Raw genomic sequence first — 19436 nt, 5'->3', positions numbered from 1 at the left:
GCCGCGCGCGCCGGGGGTGCTGCGGCGGGACTCCTCTGGGCCGTGGGACGGCGCGGTGGGCTGCCGGGCGGGCCCCCGGTTCTTGCTCCACACCAAGCGCTCGCCTGGCGCCCGGCCGCCCCCCCCCACTACCGGATGCGGGCGCTACTGCAGGGTCGGAGCCGGGCCGACGTCCATGCCGTCGTAGTCTTCCACACCCATCTGCGCGGCCAGTGCGCTCAGTTCCTGGTTGCGCGCGTCCAGCGACGTTTCATCGTGCACTTCCACCCGCTCCACGTGCAGCACGTGGAACGGCGCATCGCCCTCTTCGGGCTCCTGCTCGAACATCTCCACCAGCACATAGCCCTGTGCCTGCAGGTGGGTGGCCAGTGCCTGCAGCGGTTCGGCGGTGGAATGCACGAAGAAGTACCCCCACAGCAGCGGTGCCTTCAGGTCCCAATCGGTGTTTTCGCGCAGGTTGGCGAACAGGTTACGGGTGTCTTCGAGGTCCATGCGATATCCAGTTTGCAGAGGGTTACTTGTCGCAGCCCTGCAGCTTCAGGGTCTGGCCCTGGCGCAGGCTGTAGCCGGGGGCCTTCAGGCCATTGGCGCGGGCCAGTATCGGCACATCGCACTGGAACTTGGCCGCGATGCGGCCCAGGGTCTCGCCCTTGCCGACCTTGTAGCTGCGGGCCGGCTTGGCACGTGGCGCCGGCGCAGCGCGCGGCGTGGCAACCGGCGCGGCGGGCGTGGTCGCCACGCTGCTGGCAGCAGTCGGATCGACCACCGGCACGACCCCGCCCACGGCCACGCTGCCGGTGTAGCTGGCGGCGCTGGGGCGTACGATCGCGGCGTTGAGATCGGCCGTGATCAGGGTGCGCGCCAGGTCCGCACGCGGCCCACTGACGCAGTTGCGCGTGTACAGGCCGGCGATGCGGTTGGTGGCGTTGATCAGGGTGCCTGCCGGAATCCAGCCATCGGCCTCATAGCGTGGGTTGAGGTTGCGCAGTGCGCGCATGTAGCCATCGCGGGTGCCATGGCTGCCCAGGCAGATGGTCAGTTCATAGATCGTGGTGGATCGTGCCAGGCGGATGGTGGCCGGCTGCGCGTTGATCTTCGGGAATTCCACGCCGTACTGCTGTGGGTGCAGGAAGATCCAGGACGCGGCGATCACCATCGGCACGTAGTCCTTGGTCTCACCGGGGAACTGGTTGTAGACGCTGTCCACCCAGAAGCTCTGCCCCGGGTACTGCTTGTAGACGCGCGCTGCGCGGCCTTCGCCGCCGTTGTAACCGGCCAGCGACAGTTCAACGTTGTTGTTGAGCTCGCGCATGCGCTCGTTGAGGTAGGTGGCACTGGCTTCTGCAGCACTGCGTGCATCGAAGCGGGTGTCGAAACCGGTGCCATCCGGGCCCAGCCCGAAGCGGCGGCCGGTGGCCGGCATGAACTGCATCAGGCCGGCGGCGCCGGCACGCGAGGACGCATGCACGCGGCCATTGGATTCCTTGGCCATGATGCCGAACAGCAATGCCTCGGGCAGGCCGCGCTTTTCCCACTCCGGCCACATCACCGCGCGCAGGTTCTGGTAGTTCTCGTAGGTGGTCATCAGCGCCGGGCGCATGTCGGTCAGCCAGCGGCGGATACCGGCCTGTACCGCCGGGTTGTACTCCACCATGCTGTCGAAGGCATGCCGCTTGTCGTTGAGCAGCGCCGCCGCCCGGGCCGCTTCGGGCACATCGGCCGCCAGCGGACCGACGTGGTCCGGGTCGGCCTCCAGCCGGTCACCGGCCTCGTCGGCCACGGCATCGTCACTGGCAGCATCGGCGTCATGCTTCAGCAGGCGCTTGTAGGTGGCCAGCAGGGTGCCCATCTGGCAGCCCTTCTGCTTCACGCATTCGCTGAGGACATCTTCCATGTCCTCCAGCGCGGCGTCGGCCTCGTTGCTGCCCTTGGGGTCGGCGTTGGCCACCAGCAGCAAGGCATCGCTGTAGCGCTTTTCGGCAGCGGTCATGCGCTGCTGGAGCGCATCCACCTTCACCTTGTCCCGGGCCGAAACCCGCTGTGCATGGGCGTCGGGCGCCAGGGAAACCAGGCCGGCCAGGGCCAGCAGCGGCCAGGTGCGGGAAATCAGGACAGGAACGGGCATTGGTGGCACTGTGTGTGAAACAGGCAGGCAGAGTAGCGGCGCCGCCAAGGTCGGGGCAAGCCGAGCGTCGGCCCGCCACCTTCGGCGGTTAACATTGGGCGTATTCACCACAAGGGCTGGACCATGGATCCGATTCTGCTCGGCAAAGGCATCACCGATGATGTGGCTGTCACCCTGCTGCCGAAACTGGGCAACCGTCACGGCCTGGTGGCCGGCGCCACCGGCACCGGCAAGACCGTGACCCTGATGACCCTGGCCGAGGGCTTTTCCCGGATCGGGGTGCCGGTGTTTCTGGCCGATGTGAAGGGCGATGTCTCCGGCCTGGCCGTGCCCGGCACCGGTGCGGACAGCCTGCTCAAGCGCGCCGCCGAGATCGGCGTGGCCGACTACGCGCCCGCCGCCAGCCCCACCGTGTTCTGGGACCTGTACGGCAAGCTCGGCCATCCGGTGCGCACCACCGTGAGCGAGATGGGCCCCACCCTGCTGGCGCGCATCCTGGAATTGAACGACACCCAGTCCGGCGTGCTCGACATCGTGTTCAAGCTGGCCGACGACCGCGGCCTGCTGCTGCTGGACATGGACGACCTGCGCGCCCTGCTGGGCCTGGTGGCCGAAGAGCGCAAGGACATCTCCACGGAGTACGGCCTGGTCAGCGCGCAGTCGGTGGCCGCCATCCAGCGTTCGCTGCTGCGGCTGTCACAGGACGGTGGCGAGCACTTCTTCGGCGAGCCAGCACTTGAGCTGGCCGACATCATGCGCGTCAACCATGACGGCCGCGGCGTCATCGGCATCCTCGCCGCCGACCAGCTGGTGCTCAAGCCCAAGCTGTATTCCACCTTCCTGCTGTGGCTGCTGTCGGAGCTGTTCGAGCAGCTGCCGGAAGTGGGCGACCTGGACAAGCCGAAGCTGGTCTTCATCTTCGATGAGGCGCACCTGCTGTTCGACGATGCGCCGCCAGCACTGGTACAGCGCATCGAGCAGGTGGTGCGGCTGATCCGTTCCAAGGGCGTGGGCGTGTACTTCTGCTCGCAGTTCCCCGACGACGTACCGGCCAACATCCTTGGCCAGCTGGGCAACCGCGTGCAGCACGCGCTGCGTGCGTTCACCCCGCGTGACCAGAAGGCGGTGAAGACCGCGGCCGAGACCTTCGTGCCCAACCCCAAGCTGGACGTGGTGAAGGTGCTCAGCCAGCTCGGTACCGGCGAAGCGCTGGTGTCGACCCTGCAGGACAAGGGCGTGCCGATGCCGGTGCAGCAGACGATGATCGCACCGCCCCGCTGCCGCATGGGGCCGGTGACCGACGCCGAGCGTGCGCAGGTGCGTGCCGGCAGCCCGGTCGGCACCCGCTACGACACCGCGGTCAACCGCGAATCGGCCGCCGAGTTGCTGGCCCAGCGTGCGCAGAAGGCCGTGGAGAAAGCCGAGGCGCCGGCCGCGCGCAGCCGTGAGCAGGACGAGGCGCAGGAGGGTGGCTTCGGGCAGTCGATCAAGGACGCCATTTTCGGCACCAAACGCCGCCAGGGCATGATCGAGACCATGGCCAAGCAGACCACCCGCACGGTCGGCACCAAGCTGGGCAACCAGATCGTGCGCGGCATCCTGGGTGGCATCTTCGGCGGCAAGCGCTGAGTTCCCGCAGCAGTCATGCGCGGCATGCCGTTCCGGGCCTGCCGCGCGCATTCCACCTGATGCTCCACCCTGATCGAGAAGAAGTCGCATCACATGTCGCGTTGGCGTCCCCCTGCTGAAAAGAGCACCGCACTGATCACGGCCGCTGGCCATGCCCGCCTGAAGGCCGAACTGGATGACCTCTGGCGCGTACGCAGACCCGAAGTGGTGAAAGCGCTGGCCGCTGCGGCAGCGGAGGGCGATCGTTCGGAGAACGCCGAATACACCTATCGCAAGAAGCAGCTGGGCGAGATCGATCGCCGCGTACGCTACCTGACCAAGCGCCTGGAATCACTGCGGGTCGTCGACACCACGCCCACCGACCCGCAGGCCGTGTTCTTCGGGGCCTGGGTGGAGCTGGAGAACGTGGACAGCGGGCAGACCAGCCGTTACCGCATCGTCGGCCCGGATGAAACCGATGCGGGACTGGGCTGGATCAGCATCGATTCGCCATTGGCGCGGGCGCTGCTGAAGAAGCGCCTGGACGATGAGTTCTCGGTGGAGCTGCCGAGCGGTGCGCACACCTTTGCGGTGATCGGCGTGGAATACACCGCATGACGCCGGAACGAAGCCGACCAGTAGAGGTCGACTGTCAGTCGACTACCGCGCGCCAGCGCGGCACAAGCATCCGCAGCCGGATACTGCGTGCGGCGACAGCTTCATCGCAGTTGATGGGTTTCCGAAGCCATTGATCAGGGGTGCTGGCGCCTGAGCCAAAGGCAGTCGACTGACAGTCGACTTTACAGGGCTGCCTGCAGCACCGATGGATACTCGCGCCCGCCACGCAGCGGGCGGAAATAATCGGTATCTGCGAAGAAACCGGCATCCTGCACCGCATGCCAGCCGGGAATGCCTGCCAGCGGCAGCGGGCGTAGCTGCAAGGGATCGGTCAGCACCCTGCCCTCGTTGATGGCCCGCGCGACGGCATCGATACAGTCGGCATCGGCATCACCCTGCACCACCACGCACTTGCCGACCAGCCGACGGCCAGGCAGCAGCGCCTGCTCCATCAGCGCATGACCGAATACCGCGGCGATGACGATGTCACCGTTCTGCCAGCGCGCCGGTTCAAACAACACGCGCCAGTCATGCGCGTCCCACGCAGCCAGCGACCGGTCATCGCGCACACGCACGATCACGCCGGTCTCATCGAACTGGGTCAGCGCGGCCTGCGCGCGGCTGCGCTGTCGCGCGGGCATCGCCTCGATGTGCCTGCACTGCTGCGTGTTGAGCGCGTACTTGATGCGCGGGTAGCGCGCCCACACGAGGGCGTTGAACAGGTCGTGCCAATTGTCGGCGCGGGTGGCGATGCGCCCCTGCGCGATGCGTGTTTCGTAATGCAGGCCATCTGCGAGCAAGGCGGCGTCCTGTTCGACCAGATGCTTGCCGCAGAGCGCCAGGCGCTCATTGAGCGCGGCAATGCCCGGCCATCCGGGCGCGGCCAGCAGATCATGGAAATCAGCCAGATCGGCGAACACCGGGTGTGCGAAGACACCCGGGGCGACCGTTGCACGCGCCGGCGGCACGAAGCGACGAGGGCCGCCAGCGTTGCCGGCAGCGGCCATCGTCACGGTCACAGCATCTTGAGGTCGAAGGCCGCGCGCGTGGTCGGCGGCAATGCGTCGCCGTACAGGTCGTGCTCGTCGCTCTCGGTGATTTCCACGTCGACGAACTCACCGACGCGCAGCGCCACCTGGTCGGCATTCTGGATGTGCACCAAGCCATCGATCTCCGGTGCGTCAGCCTTGGAACGGGCCACGGCGATATCGCCTTCGATGGCATCGACCAGGCACTGCTGCACGGTGCCGATCTTGGCCTCCAGGCGCGCGGCGGAAATCTGCGCCTGCTTCTCCATGAAGCGGGCCAGACGCTCCTGCTTCACTTCCTCCGGAACCGCATCGGGCAGATCGTTGGCGGTCGCCCCCTCAACTGGCGAATAGGCGAACGCGCCCACGCGGTCCAGCTGCGCTTCGTCGAGGAACGACAACAACTCTTCGAACTCGGCCTCGGTCTCACCCGGGAAGCCGACGATGAAGGTCGAACGCACGGTGATGTCCGGCGCGATGCGGCGCCAGTTCTGCACGCGCTCCAGGGTCTTCTCGACCGCACCCGGGCGCTTCATCAGCCGCAGGATGCGCGGACTGGCGTGCTGGAACGGGATATCCAGGTACGGCAGGATGCGGTTCTCGGCCATCAGCGGCACCACTTCATCCACGTGCGGATACGGGTAGACGTAGTGCATGCGCACCCATGCATCCAGCTCGGACAGGCCTTCGCACAGTGCCTTCAGGCGGGTCTGGTAAGACTTGTCACGCCACATCTTCTCGGCGTACTTCACGTCCACACCGTAGGCCGAGGTGTCCTGCGATACCACCAGCAGTTCGCGCACGCCGCCGCGCACCAGACGCTCGGCCTCACGCAGCACCTCGTCAACCGGGCGCGAGACCAGCTTGCCGCGCATCGACGGAATGATGCAGAAGCTGCACTTGTGGTTGCAGCCTTCGGAAATTTTCAGGTAGGCGTAATGGCGCGGGGTCAGCTTGATGCCGTAGTCGGGCACCAGGTCCACGAAGGGGTCGTGCTTGGGCGGCAGCGCCGCGTGCACGGCCTCCATCACGCTCTGATAGTCCTGCGGGCCGGACACCGCCAGCACGTTCGGGTACGCCTCGCGGATCTGCTCCGGGCGCTTGCCCAGGCAGCCGGTGACGATGACCTTGCCGTTCTGGTTCATCGCCTCGCCAATGGCATCCAGCGATTCGGTCACGGCCGAATCGATGAAGCCACAGGTATTGACGACCACCACATCGGCCGAATCGTAGGACGGGACGATGTCGTAGCCTTCCGAGCGCAGCTGGGTAAGGATGCGTTCGGAATCGACGAGGGCCTTCGGGCAGCCAAGGCTGACGAAGCCGACTTTGGGGTTCAGCTGGGACATGGAAATCGCGGGACTCTGGGGGCCTGGGCCCCTGCCGGCATGGCAGGGGGACCTGGGGGCCGGGGCCTGAAAGGGCGCCAGTATACCGGGGTTGGGGCTGGCGCCCTGAATCACCGCTTCCGCTTCCCGATTCCGGTACCTGCACGGACAGTAGCCGGTCACGTACGGCACCTGCGGTCGACGGAGGGCCACCGCGTGAAGGCCAGGCAACCTCAGGCAGCCGCAGCTGCCACCGCTTGCGCCTCGTCCATCTCCGTCGCCTCGAACCTGTACAGCGCGCCGAATTTCAAGGCATAGGCATCCAGCGGCGACACCGGAATGACCATCTGCGGCAGGATGCTGTCAGCCTCCGGCCGGAAATGCAGATTGACCACCCCCGGCTGCTCCACTGCACGGGTAAGCAGGACAAGACGTGCGTTGAACTTCATGTTGAATCTCCAAAAAAAGGGCCGCATCCACCGGCGGCCCGGACGGTTTTCCTGCAAGGCGCCCGCCGCGAACGGCAGGCGCCGGGGTCACCACACGCCCATCCGCACGCGCAGGCGTCCGGATTCGTCATAGACACGCCAGTTGCCATCGCTGTACTCGGTACGACGGCCGCCGCCGGGGGCACTGACACTGAAGGCATCGGCCACCACATCGAAGCGCGAGACCTGACCGCTGGAGGCCAGCTGCACGCCTCCGACGCGGCCGTCGGCACGGACGTTGACCGACCATTGCGCGGACGACTCGGTGCCACCGGCCGACCAGGTGGGCGGCGCGGTTGCCGCCGCATCCACCTGGCTCAGCATTGGACGGAACAGCCAGAAATAGGGCGTGTCTCCACCGGTACCGATCACGATCACGCGGAAGCGAGCGAAGGACGCTGTGGCGGGCGCCTTGGTGATCAGGAACGTCCGCGTCAAGCGGTCGAGCGTGATCGGCGTTCCGGTATCGCTCCTCACGCCAGGGCTGTGCACCAGCCCCAGGTGGTTGCCCGCCGCATCGAAGAACGTCATCTCCAGCTTGACTTCCACGCGATGGGTGTTGATCCACGCGGACGCGCAATAGGTCTTGCCGCCTTCGATGGCGATGTCGTACTCGGTTCCCCACCACGCAGTTTCACCTGCCGCGACGACGCCAGGTGTCACCGCGCCCAGCCCGAAGATCCCCTTCGGATGCCAGCTGTCATCACCGGTGGGATTGCCCAGCTCGGACCACCGTGCGTTCGGATTGCTTCCCCAGCCCCACCCCGAGCGCTGCCAGAAGGGGAAGGTGGTATTCATCAACAGGTTGCCGCCGGTACCGAGGTTCTTGACCTGCGCCTGCATGCTGGTCACCACAGCGGCGTCCGCCTTGCCACCCAGTGAGGCCTGCACCCCGTCCACCCGCCCGGACAGTGCGGTCAGCTGCGTACCCTGCTGGCTGACCTGGCTCTTCAGCTGCGAGAAGCCGCTGGCCGAGACGTCGCCCACCTGGGTCTTGAGCTGGGTCAGGTCCCGTGCCGTGGTGTCCAGCTTGCTGCCCTGCTGGCTCACCGAGGTGCTCAGTCCGCTGATCGCCGAGGCATTGGCATCATTGGCCAGCTGGTCGGTGATGTCGTAGACCTGCACACTGTCCACCCGCACCTGGCCGTTGTCGGGGTGAACATAGAGGTTCAACCGCCAGGCATCGATGCCGCTGTTGAAGGCATCGAAGTCGAACGATCGGGTTTCGAACGCTTCCACTGCGAATACGGCACGCAGATCCTGATACGACTGCTGGCCGGCCGCGTTCTTGCGATACATCCGCACCAGCAGGTTGTTGGCGCCGCCGGCACCACAGGCGCGAACGATCACCCGCAGCCGACGGGCGCCGTTGATCGGCACCCATTTGCCGCCGTTGGCCTGCAGGGTCGGATTCACGCTCGTGTAGCGGTTGAGCAGGACGCCTGGACGCCCATCGCCATTGACCGAGCTCCAGACCGCGCCGTTGGCCGCCGCCGATGCCGTCCAGCCACCCAGCCCCTCGGCGAAGTCGGGATTGGGCAGCAGGCCGCTGCCGGTGTTGAGCACACCCTTCAGGCCACTGGACAGGTCGGTGACCTGCTGTGCCTGCGCATCGATCTTCGTACCCTGCTGGTCCACCTTCGTGGTCAGCGCGGTCACTGCGGTTGCCGTGGCAGCAGCGCTCTGCTGTGCGGCGTAGGCATCGGTGACATCGATCATGCGGATGTCATCCACCTGCACGCGCACCCCCACTTCGCGTGCGCCACTTCCCCCCGGGATGCTGACCAGCATCCGCCACTTCGCGGCGGAAGCGGCGGTGTTCATGTAGCCGCTGACCTTGGTCCAGCCATCCTTGCGCAGGGAGGCCAATGCGTAGGCCTGCAACGGCCACGCATTGTCCGCGTTGGCTTCATTGGTGGTCTGCCAGCCGACCCGGATGGAGCCACCGGTTGGCTGGATGCTGTCCGGATGCAGGCGCGCGTAATACTCCACATAGATCCGGCGGTTGCCGCTGATGGGGGTCCATTGGCCGAAGTACATGTCGGCGTTGGTGTTCTGGCTGGTATTGGCCGCGACATGCACATCCAGGCCGCGTTCACCCGTCCGGCGTGCATCGGCGCGGGCGCTGTAGACCGTTCCCGCCGCATTGCCCAACAGCTGCCCGTCCTGGAAGGTCTCGAACGCGCCCATCGGGAACAGGCTGTCGCTACCATTGAGCAGTGACTGCACATCCGACTGCAGCTTGACCACGTTGGCCGCACTGCTGGTAACGCGGTCACCGAGCTGCACCACGTCGGTGCGCAGATTGGAGATCGCTGTGGCGTTGCCTGCAATCTCCTGCGCATCGGTGATGTCGTAGAGCTCGACCCGTTCGAACAGCACCTTGCCCCCCGCATTGGTGAGGTGCACCTGCGGCATGATCTCATTGCGATCCTGGGCGGCGGACCACTCGGCCGTATAGGTCTTCCAGGCCGCGTCGGCCAGGTTCAGCGTGACGTCTGCATGGCTTTCGCCCACACCGGCCGTACGCACGCGCAACCGGCAGACCAGGGTTGCCGTTGCGCCATCGAAGGCGCGCGCAACCATCACCAGCCGGTAACGGCGCGACCTGCCGGCAACCACCGGCAGCCATCGCGCATCATTGGCGGTGATGAACGGGTTCTGCGCCGCCTGCGGGCCATGCGTCATCAACAGCGCATCCCCGCTCTGGCCGGCGGCCTTCACCCACTCCACGGTGTTGGCCGCCACGGTACGGGTCAACGTCCACCACGCGGCACTGCCGGCGAAGGTACTGTTGCGCAGCACGTTGTCAGTACTGGTTACCGACGTATCGACACGCGCGGCCAGGCTGGTCAGGCTGTCGGCTGCAGACACCAGGTCGGTACCCAGCTTGCTGACGTCGGTACGCAGTCCGGTCAACGCCTCGGCAGTGGTCCGCGCCGCACGGTCCAGCATCGAGGCATCCTGCGCGCCGGTCGGCACGCCATTGATCAGGGTGGTGGTCATTTCCACCCACATGCCGGTGCGGCCCGCATCCGGCGCTGGCGGAGACAAGGCCTGCATGCCGCCACCGGCACCGCTCCTGCGCCTGCCGATCATCACCAGCATCCGCGCCCCCGAGAGGGCCGCCAGGTTCTCCTGCGACAAGCCCGCATCCAGCAGGCGGGTGCGCAGGCCGATGGTGTCGGCATTGCTGCCATTGCTGATCGCCCCTACCGCATCGGACGTGTAGGCAATGAAGTACTGGTTGTCCTTCAGTGTCTGGTCGTACCAGGTGTTGAACCGCGCCGACTCGGCCTGCAGATTGCCGTGGGTATCAAACACCGCGGTATTGGCGATGCTGTTGTCGGCGTTGATGGTGCCCACGCGCAGGCCACGGTTGGCGCCCATGCCGGGCACGATGCTGCCATCGGCCCGGTACACACCCGATGCACGAGGCCCGCCCGTGGGTGAGGCATTGATGTGGGCGTTGGCGATGATGTTGTAGGCCACCATGTTGCCGATGCCCGAGGCCAGCCGCGTGACATCCGCCGCGGCGCTGGTCAACGTGCCGTCGATCTGTTCCACCTTGGTGAACAGGCCGGTGATCGCCGCAGCATTCGCGTCGGCATCGGTCACCTCTTCCACCCACAGATCGTCCACCCACAACGTGCCGGCCACGCCGTTGCGATTGAGCGTGATCTTGATGCCCTGAACCGTGCCCGTGGCCGGCAGGGTCACCAAGGTTTCGGTCTTCACCCAGTCGACCGAGTTCGGGAATGACCGCGTTTCCGACCCCATCAGATTGCCGTTGTGGTCGGCGATGCGCAGCTTGGTGTTGGCGGCGGTGCCATCGAAGTCCTCGCTGGTACGCGTCCAGCACGACACACGGTAGCGGCGCCCGGTGGTGAGGGTGATGAGCCGGCCCTCGTTGACCGCCGCACTGACCACCGCGTTCGTGCCGCCGGCATAGGCCTCGGCTTTCCAGCACAGACTGTTGCCACGCCCCTCGCGTACCACCGAGGCGGCGGTGGTGTTGAAGAACGTCCAGCCGGTGGCAGCGCCAAGATTGAAATCACCATTCAGGGCCAGGTTGCTGCCGGCGCCCATCACCGCTCCCATGCGGCTCTTCAGCTGCACCAGATCCTCGCTGCTGCTGCTGACCTTGCCATCCAGCTGGCTGACTTCGGTCTTCAACGCATTGAAGGCGCTGGATCCGATCTTGTCGCCCATCGTGGCATCGAGGCTGTCCACGCGCCGGCCCAGCGCAGTGTCAGCGGTCACCATCGCCTGCTGCAGGCTGCTGACGCTGGCGCTGGTGGCCAGCGTGCCGGTGCCTGCAGGCATGCGTGCCTGCAGTGCCTGGATCGACTGCGTGTTGACCTGGTCACCGCTCAGCCGTGCGGTCTTTTCCGCCGCAATAAGGCCCTGGCTGACTCCAGCCAGATCACTGCCGTCGTAGTTGCCGCGCAGCTGCACGGCCAATGACTCGCGGCGGCCGGCCTCGCTGCTGTCTGCGCTGATGCGCGCACTGGCTTCCTCCTGCAGCATGGCCACCGATGCCCCCGGCGTGGGCCGGCCGATGGCCACCCAGTCCAGCAGGAAGTAGTGGGCATCGGTCTGCGCCTTGGAAAGGTCCAGGCGCATCTGGTCGACCACGGTGCCGTTCCACGGAATGTTGTCCACATCGAGCGTCGCAATGCCATTGCCGTCATAGCCTGGCTCCACGAACTGCACCATGCGCGCGTTGTCCCAGGATTGGCCCGGGCCATTCCACAGCAGCCGTCCGTCCCACGCGGGACTGCCGACCTTGCGGATGCGCAGCTTGACGAAGCGATGCGCCGCGCCCTGCACATCCTGGCCGCGCGGACTGGTCACGAAGGCATCGCTGGCATGGTTGGCCGGCCGCAGCCAGCCGTCCACCAGTGTCGGGCTGCCGCCGTTCGCGCCCCACCCTTCCACGCTGCCGTCGAAGTACCAGATGCGCTTGCTGTCGAACTGCACGCCGCTGCCGGCCGACAGCTGACTCACCATCCGCGTGAGATTCTCGACGTCGGATCGTCGCTCAGTGGTTTCCCGGGTCACCGCCGTGGTCAGCTCGGTGCGGGTGTTCAGATCGCCCGCAGCACGGTCCAGCACTTCGCGTGCCAGGCCATCGGTGCTGGCCTTGATGGCCAGTGCCTGCTGTTCAAGCTGCCCGGCCTGCCCGGCAAGCCGCTCGGCGCTGACGGTGATCTGCCCCTGCAGGCGCAGTGACTCACTGCGCAGTGCCTCGGCCGCCTGGGTAACGGTGGCCAGGTTGCTGTCGATGCGGGCGTCGATTTCCTTGGCAAGGTCCTGCTTCACCGACTCGACCACGCCGCCGATCCCTTCCAGCGTCTGCCCGGTATTGCGCCCCAGCGACCGTCGCAGGTAGCGGGCAGCACTGGACAATACACCAGAGGTATTGCGGCTGCGGCAGGCAAAGGTCCAGTTGCCGGCCTCCGGCAGCACCGCTTCGATTGCTGCGGTGAAAAAGCCGCTGCCATCGCCCAGCGGCGTCATCTGCTCCCACAGCGGGTTGTCGATGCTGCCGGCGGTGTAGCGGATCTCCACGCCGGCAAAGTCCGGTGACTGCACGGTGTCGCTGAAGAATCCCCAGACATAGCGGCGCACGCCGCCACTGAGCTCCTCGATGTCGAACAGATCGACCAGTACCGGTGGGGCATCGGCGCCCAGCGTGGTGTACTGGGTGGACACCGCCACACCGGCACGCCCATCGGGACTGTACGGACGGACGACCACCGGATAGGTCCCGGCACCCGGAATCGACCAGCTTGCCGATCGCGTGAGGGTGCGTGCCACCTCCTCCAGGGCGGCATTGCCGTCTGGATCGGACAGCACCCGGGTTTCGCCGATCGGGCCGCTGATATCGAAGCTGGCCTGCAGTTCGGTGTGCACGCTGCCACCCTGGCTGACCTGGCGCTCGATCACCTTCAGGTTGCTGGCCACCGGCCGGGTCTGCAGCGAGGATTCATTGGACGGCGGCACGTACTGGCCGGTGCGCACGTAGTGCCAGAAGGCCGGTCCCTCCTGCACCACTTCCACCGCCGCGCCCTTCAGGTCGCCCTCCGGGCGGATGCCGGTCACACGCACGCGCGTGCCCGGGGTCTGCTTGAAATCGTAGATCCAGATCGTGTCGTGTGCAGGATTGCCGTCGCTGGCACCCGGCAGCGGCGCATCGGTCGGCCAGGCATCGGCCAGAACCAGCGTATCGCTCGCCTCATCGCCCGGTACCACGCGCAGCACGCGGTAGACCCGCTCGCCCGGAATGCGCAGACCGATGAAGGCGCTGCCCAGGGTGGGCGGCGGCACCGGCTCGTCCAGCTGCAGCGTCGCTACGCCTGCTGCATCGACGGTCGCACCGATCAGGCGCCCACCGAAACCCCACTGGGTCAGGTCGTGCTGCAACGCCAGCACTGACAACCGCGAGTAGGCCAGGTGTTCGATGTCGGTGCTGTAGCTGATCGACTTGTATTGATAGACGCTCTGTGCCAGATGCCAACGCGCCAGCATCGCCGCATGGGCCTCACTGCTGATGCCTTCGCCGGTGACCTTGGCCGGATTGAGCATCACCTCCACGCCCGGCGCCGGCACGCGCAGCGTCGCCGCCTTCCAGGTGCGACGGTCCAGATAGCTGTACTCGATGCCATCGGCAGCATTGGCCAGGGTGTAGTCAACCTGGAACTGGCCCTTCTTGATCGTGGCCATGTTGACCACGCCGGACAGGGGCTGTTCGTCGGCCGCCCAAGCCACACCCAGACGGCCCTTGGCCCAGGTCACCTGGCCGAAGCCGGCCAGCGCAATGGCGTCGAGCACCGCCTGGTGGCTGCGCACCTCGGTGAGCCAGTAGTCGTAGCCCAGCGCATTGTCCGCGCAATGCAGCATGAAGGCTTTCAGGCTTTCGATATCGATGCGCCGGTCGGCCATGCCCAGCCCGGCGATGCGCTTGCCGTTCTCGTCGTGGATACCGCGTGCGTAGGCCAGGATCTGCGCGCCCGGGTTGCTGGTTTCCTCGGTCACCCAGCCCACGGCATCGCCCTTCCACACCGGGATCGGGCGTGAATGGGCCACGCAGCGGATTTCATCCGGGGTGCCGTTGAGCTGGCCGGACGCCTTCATCTGCAGCCCGATGGCAGGAATGCCGGCATGGCTGGCATCGTCGCGCTGCACACTGACCAGCGTGGTCCAGGTGAAGTTCGCCTGCGCTCCGCTGCCATCGGTGTTCTGCCCGGCCACGCGTACACGCACGTCGTACTGGCCCAGCTCCACGTCGCGGCCGTAGCTCACGCGGCGCGCCTTCTGCGTGCGGCCCACCACGTTGTAGTTGCCGAACAGCTGCCATTCGCTCGATCCGACCGGTCGGTACTGGATCTGGAGCTGCTCGCGGTTGTCCTTGTCCTTGCCCTTGGACGTGGTGTCCCACAGCCGGAATTCGATGTTGACCTGCAGGCGCAGAGATTCAGCGGAGCTGGTGCGTTCCACCCACGGGCTGGCCACGTGCTTGGCGTCGCTACCGGTATCGAGCAGCTGCGCACCTTCAATCACATCAGCGTTGCTGTACAGCGGAATCGCTTCGTCGGGCATCTGCGGGAAGCCGCGGAACCAGGTACGCACGCCCTCGTAGCTGGTCAGCGCTGAGTCACCGTTCTGCAGGGCCTCTACCCGGCCAACGTTGATGCCCGGGCTGAGGGTCAGGCCGACGTACTGCTCATCGCCCTCGAACCAGGTATAGGGGCGGCTGATCAGGTCCGGAGCGAGGCGAGTGGAACCGAACAGCAGGCCCAGTGGTTCATAGGCGCGCACACGGTTGCGCGGCGCTGCCAGGGAGTAAGCAGTGTCGGCGACACCGCCACCACCACCTGCACGGGGAGGCTTCGGGCCCAGCACCTTGTTGATCAGCACGCTGCCGGCAACATACACCGCCGACGCCAGCGCAGTACCGTAGGTGGCGCTGAGCCCCGCAACGGCGCCAGCGCCCCAGGCGGAACCGGCTACCAGCGTGCCGATGCCGAAGGTGAAATAGGTCAGCGCGATCATCGCCACCAGCGGAATCACGGCCTTGCCCACCACGCTGCGCACTTCGATCAGCTGGCCGTGGCGCGGTCTGACGTCCATCCACTGCTCGCGCGGTACCTCATGCCCGTCCACGTAGACCTGCCATGCCTGGCCATCCAGGCCGTCGACATGCCGCATGAGGAAGGCATACAGGCTTTCGCCCGGACGCAGGTCGACCGGCACGTTGCGCTGGCCATCCAGCAGCACCGGATGCGGAGTGATGATGAGGCGGCCGTCGGCCGCCGGTTGGGGTGTCAGTTCCATGCGTAGTATCCCTCGATCCTCAGCCCATATCCGGGCAGGTCACGAACCCGGTGCAGCACGCTGCAGCCGTTCGTTTCATTGCTGTGCAGGACCCAGCCCTCGTGGGCCAGGAAAAAGAAAACCCCGGCATGGCCGGGGTTGTGTTGTCCGCGTTCGATCATCAGCACCAGGTCGCCGTCCTGGGGCGGTCCCTCGCGGGGCACGCCATGCGCGCGTGACAGCGCACCAAGCTCCACCGATCCACGGCGTCCGCGTGGCCTGCGCCCCGGCATCTCCACCTCACGTACGAACAGGTCACGCTGTACCTGCACCACCAGATCGGCACAGTCACATGTGGCTTCGTCGTAGGGAATGCCCACCCATCGTTCGACGTCGACCAGGTGCATCAGAAGATCCCCGGCAGCGTGAACGGATTGGCATGCAGCAGGACCGCCTGCTGGCGCATCAGGAAATCGACGCCGCACTGCGCGCTCACCGTGCGTGTATTGACCGACACCTGGGTCATCGGCAGGTCGTACTCGGCCTCGATGGCATCCGGATCTGCGCGGTCGGTCAGCATCAGCCGGGCGGTCACCATCTCACCCGGGGCCAGTGCCTCCAGGTCTTCGGTGAGTGCGCGACCAATGTTGTCGATCACCAGTTGCGCGCGCGGTGCTTGGCCACTGACGTCATCGGGAAGCTGGAAGCCGAACGGCGCGGCGATGAACTCGCTGCCATTGCTGGTCCAGTTCACGTTGTCGTTGACGATCCGCAGCACCTCCGGCATCGACGGTGCCGATACCTCCAGCAACATCAGTGGGCCCTGGGGATCGGCCAGGCGCTGGCGACGTTCATGGAACGAGCTCATCGCATGTACTCCAGCACCAGGTCACGCTTGGAGAAGCGGAACTGGGTGTTCAGCGGCACCAGGCGGCCGATGCCCTGCGGAAAACGGGCGCTGATCGGCTGCCCGGTGCGCGGATGCTGCATCGTGAACCAGCCCACGCGGCCGACCTCGTGCAGGTACCACTCCTCGAATGCCTCGGCATCGGCGGCGCTGCGGAACTGCACCGACGCGTATACGTTCTTCATCACCCGGCTGTTGAGCGCCCGCATCTTGCTCGGCCCACGCTCCATGTCAGTCCGCTCTTCGGACGCGACGATCTCCTCGCCGTAGTCGGCGAAACGAATCTCTGCAAATTCCGGCCAATTGCTCATCCCACTGCCTCCGTCCATCCATATCGGGCTCGTCCAATGGCGCCCAGCTCGCCACCGTTCAGGCTGTCGCCCACGATGTCGATCACCAGCCGCCGCACTTCGCTGCCATCGGGCATGCGTTGGCGCTCTTCGCGGGTCTTGACCCGGCTGTCGCCGTAATTGTTGATTTCAACGTTCATGCCACCCTCGCCCGCACCGGCGATCGGTACCTGCAGGTAACCACCGCTGTCACCACCGGACAGACCGTTACCCGTTCGCAGCGACGTGCGCAGTGCAAAGAAGGCCGACGGCCCCCCGAGTGCTGCCATGTCTTCCTGGCTGAGCACCCCCTCGCCCTTGTGGACGATACCGGCGGGCTCGTGCTTGCCACCGGGGCCGGTGTAGCCACCGAGAGAGAACTGCAGTGGAATTCTCTGGACAGGAATCTCCTCTCTCTGAACCGGTCCGACGCCGCTGTTGAAGATGGCATTGAACAGACCCACCACGGCCTGCTTGGCCGCGATCCTTGCCAGATCAGCGATGATGGAGTTTGCCATCGCCGAGAAGGACAGCTTCCCGGTCTGTGCGAATCGCACAAGGCTCTCCTCCATTCCGGAGAACATGTTCGTGAACACACCACCACTCAGGTCCGCCATGTTCGCTGCAGCCGACGCATAGTCGTCGAACGCACGCGCAGCCCCGTTGGTCCAATCGGCCTGGTAGGCCTGCTTTTCCGCTTGGAAGTCCGCCTCGCGCTGCAATGCCTTCTCGTGGAAGGCATCAAGTTCGGCGAGCTCTCTCTTGTAACCGGCCGACTCGATGACACTCCCGTCAGCGCCGCGCGTCTTGTCGTCCAGCGCACGCTTCCGGTTGTCCCTGTCCTCATCCAGTGCGGAACGGCGTTGCATGCGATCCACGCTCGCCGCGCCATGGCCGATGCCGAACAGTGCCTGGTCATTGCCGCGCTGCTGTGCATCCGCCGCCTGCTGGAGCTCCCGTTGCAGCTTCAGCAGATCCTGCTGCGCCTTCTTCGAGGCTTCAGCGGCCGCCGACTCCTTGGCCAGGGCCACCGCGGCGTCCAGCGAGGCTTTCACCCGCAGTTGCTTCTGCTCGCTGAGCTTCTTCTCGGCATGCTCCATCTCGTCAAGGAGAGTGATCTGCAGCTTTTCCGCCTCTGTCATCCCCTCCTTCAGCTTCTGGCGCACCCGGTCCTGGGCGATCTGCTTCTCGATGCGATCCATCAGCCCGGCGTACGCATCAGCCTGCTCATGCACGCCCCTGACCGACTGCTGGGCGGCCTGCTGCTGTTCGCGGAACTGGGCCTTGCGTTCGATGTCGGCCTTCTTGCGCGCGGCGTCCCTGTTGAACTCGGCGCGCTGGGCCGGGTCCATCTTGTCCGGGCCACCTCTGGCGTTGATCTCCGCACCGCGCTCAGCCATCCATGCCGCATACTCGCCACGTGTCAGCCGGATCCACTCGACCTCGTCCCGCCACGCTTCTCCGCGCATGGTGCCCAGCATGCCGTTGAAGGCATCGGTTGCCTTCAATGCGTTCCATTCCGTCACGCCCAAAGCCGCGATGAGCTGGTCAAGCGTCTGGTTGTCCACGTTCTGGATGGCCGCGGCAATCGCATTGAACAACGTCTCGTCAAGGGAGCCCCTGATCGTTTCCTTCAGGCCCCGGAACTTCTCCTGGACCGGCGCGACTTCCGCCTGGAACGCTTCCAGGTTCGCCCTGGCCTTCTCCAGCTCGGCGTAGTCCGAGGCCGCACTCAGGCCCGCACCTTCCCGTCCCGATCGCTGGCCATTACTCACTCGACCTTCCCAATGGACGACCGAGCCCTGCAACGCCTTCTCGCGTGCCTCCAGCTCGCGCAGCGCCTTGGCCTGCTCATGCAGCGTCGCGACCGCCTGTTCCAGGGGCAGCGTGCCCGCTCCCATGCCCAGGCCGGCCTGGTCCATCGAGAACGACATCTGCTGCAGCGACTGCATCTGCTCCTTGTACTCGCTGCGCGCACGTTCGGACGCCTTGACCATGTCCACGTACGCTTCGCCCAGCTTCTGCACCGACGCGATGGCGATGCCCCATGGGCCACCGGCGGCAGTCAGCAGGCCGCCGCCCAGCTCCTTCAAGCCGCTGCCGAGCACATCGCCGCCGGCGTTGGCCTTTGCCTTTGTGCCGGCCTTGCCCGTTGCGCCCTCCGGCGCAGAATGCACACGCGCCAGTGCAGTCGCGGTCCGCTCCGCCTCCGCGCGCAGTGTCTTGAGATTCTGCGTCGCCAGGCGACTGGCCTCCGCCATTGCGGTACGGAAGCCCGTCGTGTTGACCCGCAGTACTACGTCTAGATTCTGGTTAGTGGACGCCATACGCGTTCCTCCAAGAATGATGAGGGGCCCCGCAGGGCCCCAGGTTCGATTGCATGCCACACATCGGAGAAGCAATGCCCTGCCCCGCCCGGAATCACGCCGCAGCGTTGCGTCGCGATGCGCTGCCGAACAGTTCAAGCAGCTGCTGCGACCGCTCCTTTGCAGCCATCTCCGGCAAGGTACGCGGCCGTACCAGCAGGAAATCCTCAGCGGTGGTCGCATTGCCGTGCACCTGCGCCAGCACGCTGGTCAGCTGGGCGAGCATCCCCTGCAGGGGCTGGTCCAACGGCTCCAGACGTGCGAACGCATACATCTCCGAGAGCTGGCGGGAGGTCACCCCCGCCAGCAGGTGGTCCGGA

General features: G+C 66.1%; 13 protein-coding genes. 2 read left to right on the top strand and 11 right to left on the bottom strand.

Translation table 11 applies throughout. The annotated features are described in order from the left end of the window. Window positions 1–144: 144 nt before the first annotated feature. Entirely contained in the window at window positions 145–492 is a 348-nt protein-coding gene (locus tag ACVOLJ_RS12060; RefSeq protein WP_475280372.1) for a ribonuclease E inhibitor RraB, read from the bottom strand. A 22-nt stretch (window positions 493–514) separates the two neighbouring features. Continuing rightward, complete coding sequence (locus tag ACVOLJ_RS12055; protein WP_481564217.1) at window positions 515–2125, bottom strand: transglycosylase SLT domain-containing protein; 1611 nt, start codon at window positions 2123–2125, stop codon at window positions 515–517. Between the two features lie 123 nt (window positions 2126–2248). Here ACVOLJ_RS12055 and ACVOLJ_RS12050 point away from each other — a divergent pair, with 123 nt between their 5' ends. After that, window positions 2249–3754 carry a helicase HerA-like domain-containing protein gene (locus ACVOLJ_RS12050; RefSeq protein WP_475280374.1) on the top strand — a complete coding sequence of 502 codons (1506 nt, stop codon included), beginning with the start codon at window positions 2249–2251 and terminating at the stop codon, window positions 3752–3754. Between the two features lie 93 nt (window positions 3755–3847). Continuing rightward, window positions 3848–4351: a transcription elongation factor GreB gene (greB, locus tag ACVOLJ_RS12045; RefSeq protein ID WP_475280375.1), complete on the top strand. Its 504-nt coding sequence runs from the start codon at window positions 3848–3850 to the stop codon at window positions 4349–4351. Between the two features lie 182 nt (window positions 4352–4533). On the opposite strand, the gene ACVOLJ_RS12040 is transcribed toward greB, so the two are convergent. The 9 genes from ACVOLJ_RS12040 to ACVOLJ_RS12000 all read right to left on the bottom strand — a co-directional run bounded on the left by ACVOLJ_RS12040 (window position 4534) and on the right by ACVOLJ_RS12000 (window position 19414). Next, the gene (locus ACVOLJ_RS12040; RefSeq protein WP_481564218.1) at window positions 4534–5358 is read right to left on the bottom strand and encodes a DUF3025 domain-containing protein; all 825 of its coding nucleotides are present in this window, start codon (window positions 5356–5358) and stop codon (window positions 4534–4536) included. Window positions 5359–5366: 8 nt separating this feature from the next. Then, window positions 5367–6728, bottom strand: coding sequence for a 30S ribosomal protein S12 methylthiotransferase RimO (rimO, locus tag ACVOLJ_RS12035; RefSeq protein WP_475280377.1), 1362 nt, complete (start codon window positions 6726–6728; stop codon window positions 5367–5369). 212 nt (window positions 6729–6940) lie between these two features. Beyond that, complete coding sequence (locus ACVOLJ_RS12030) at window positions 6941–7156, bottom strand: hypothetical protein (RefSeq protein WP_475280378.1); 216 nt, start codon at window positions 7154–7156, stop codon at window positions 6941–6943. Window positions 7157–7243: 87 nt separating this feature from the next. Further along, window positions 7244–15535: a host specificity factor TipJ family phage tail protein gene (locus ACVOLJ_RS12025; RefSeq protein WP_481564216.1), complete on the bottom strand. Its 8292-nt coding sequence runs from the start codon at window positions 15533–15535 to the stop codon at window positions 7244–7246. Then, entirely contained in the window at window positions 15526–15921 is a 396-nt protein-coding gene (locus tag ACVOLJ_RS12020) for a peptidoglycan endopeptidase (RefSeq protein ID WP_475280380.1), read from the bottom strand. Before ACVOLJ_RS12020 ends, ACVOLJ_RS12025 begins: the two co-directional genes overlap by 10 nt. Further along, the gene (locus ACVOLJ_RS12015; RefSeq protein WP_475280381.1) at window positions 15921–16382 is read right to left on the bottom strand and encodes a DUF1833 family protein; all 462 of its coding nucleotides are present in this window, start codon (window positions 16380–16382) and stop codon (window positions 15921–15923) included. The genes ACVOLJ_RS12020 and ACVOLJ_RS12015 overlap by 1 nt, the downstream gene beginning before the upstream one ends. Beyond that, window positions 16379–16732: a hypothetical protein gene (locus ACVOLJ_RS12010; protein WP_475280382.1), complete on the bottom strand. Its 354-nt coding sequence runs from the start codon at window positions 16730–16732 to the stop codon at window positions 16379–16381. Before ACVOLJ_RS12010 ends, ACVOLJ_RS12015 begins: the two co-directional genes overlap by 4 nt. Continuing rightward, window positions 16729–19077: a phage tail tape measure C-terminal domain-containing protein gene (locus tag ACVOLJ_RS12005; protein WP_481564215.1), complete on the bottom strand. Its 2349-nt coding sequence runs from the start codon at window positions 19075–19077 to the stop codon at window positions 16729–16731. The genes ACVOLJ_RS12010 and ACVOLJ_RS12005 overlap by 4 nt, the downstream gene beginning before the upstream one ends. A gap of 94 nt (window positions 19078–19171) precedes the next feature. Continuing rightward, complete coding sequence (locus ACVOLJ_RS12000; protein ID WP_475280384.1) at window positions 19172–19414, bottom strand: phage tail assembly protein T; 243 nt, start codon at window positions 19412–19414, stop codon at window positions 19172–19174. Window positions 19415–19436 lie beyond the last annotated feature (22 nt).

The sequence above is a fragment of the Stenotrophomonas sp. STEN046 genome (assembly GCF_056759755.1).
The sequence above is the reverse complement of the archived record's forward strand: the minus strand, read 5'-3'. Positions and strand labels throughout refer to the sequence as shown.

What these genes read in the sequence shown, in the direction of transcription:
- ACVOLJ_RS12015 (WP_475280381.1), bottom strand. Translation starts at nt 16,382, where the DNA reads ATGAGCTCGTTCCATGAACGTCGCCAGCGCCTGGCCGATCCCCAGGGC.
- ACVOLJ_RS12020 (WP_475280380.1), bottom strand. Translation starts at nt 15,921, where the DNA reads ATGCACCTGGTCGACGTCGAACGATGGGTGGGCATTCCCTACGACGAA.
- rimO (WP_475280377.1), bottom strand. Translation starts at nt 6,728, where the DNA reads ATGTCCCAGCTGAACCCCAAAGTCGGCTTCGTCAGCCTTGGCTGCCCG.
- ACVOLJ_RS12040 (WP_481564218.1), bottom strand. Translation starts at nt 5,358, where the DNA reads ATGGCCGCTGCCGGCAACGCTGGCGGCCCTCGTCGCTTCGTGCCGCCG.
- ACVOLJ_RS12030 (WP_475280378.1), bottom strand. Translation starts at nt 7,156, where the DNA reads ATGAAGTTCAACGCACGTCTTGTCCTGCTTACCCGTGCAGTGGAGCAG.
- ACVOLJ_RS12060 (WP_475280372.1), bottom strand. Translation starts at nt 492, where the DNA reads ATGGACCTCGAAGACACCCGTAACCTGTTCGCCAACCTGCGCGAAAAC.
- ACVOLJ_RS12025 (WP_481564216.1), bottom strand. Translation starts at nt 15,535, where the DNA reads ATGGAACTGACACCCCAACCGGCGGCCGACGGCCGCCTCATCATCACT.
- ACVOLJ_RS12005 (WP_481564215.1), bottom strand. Translation starts at nt 19,077, where the DNA reads ATGGCGTCCACTAACCAGAATCTAGACGTAGTACTGCGGGTCAACACG.
- ACVOLJ_RS12010 (WP_475280382.1), bottom strand. Translation starts at nt 16,732, where the DNA reads ATGAGCAATTGGCCGGAATTTGCAGAGATTCGTTTCGCCGACTACGGC.
- greB (WP_475280375.1), top strand. Translation starts at nt 3,848, where the DNA reads ATGTCGCGTTGGCGTCCCCCTGCTGAAAAGAGCACCGCACTGATCACG.
- ACVOLJ_RS12055 (WP_481564217.1), bottom strand. Translation starts at nt 2,125, where the DNA reads ATGCCCGTTCCTGTCCTGATTTCCCGCACCTGGCCGCTGCTGGCCCTG.
- ACVOLJ_RS12050 (WP_475280374.1), top strand. Translation starts at nt 2,249, where the DNA reads ATGGATCCGATTCTGCTCGGCAAAGGCATCACCGATGATGTGGCTGTC.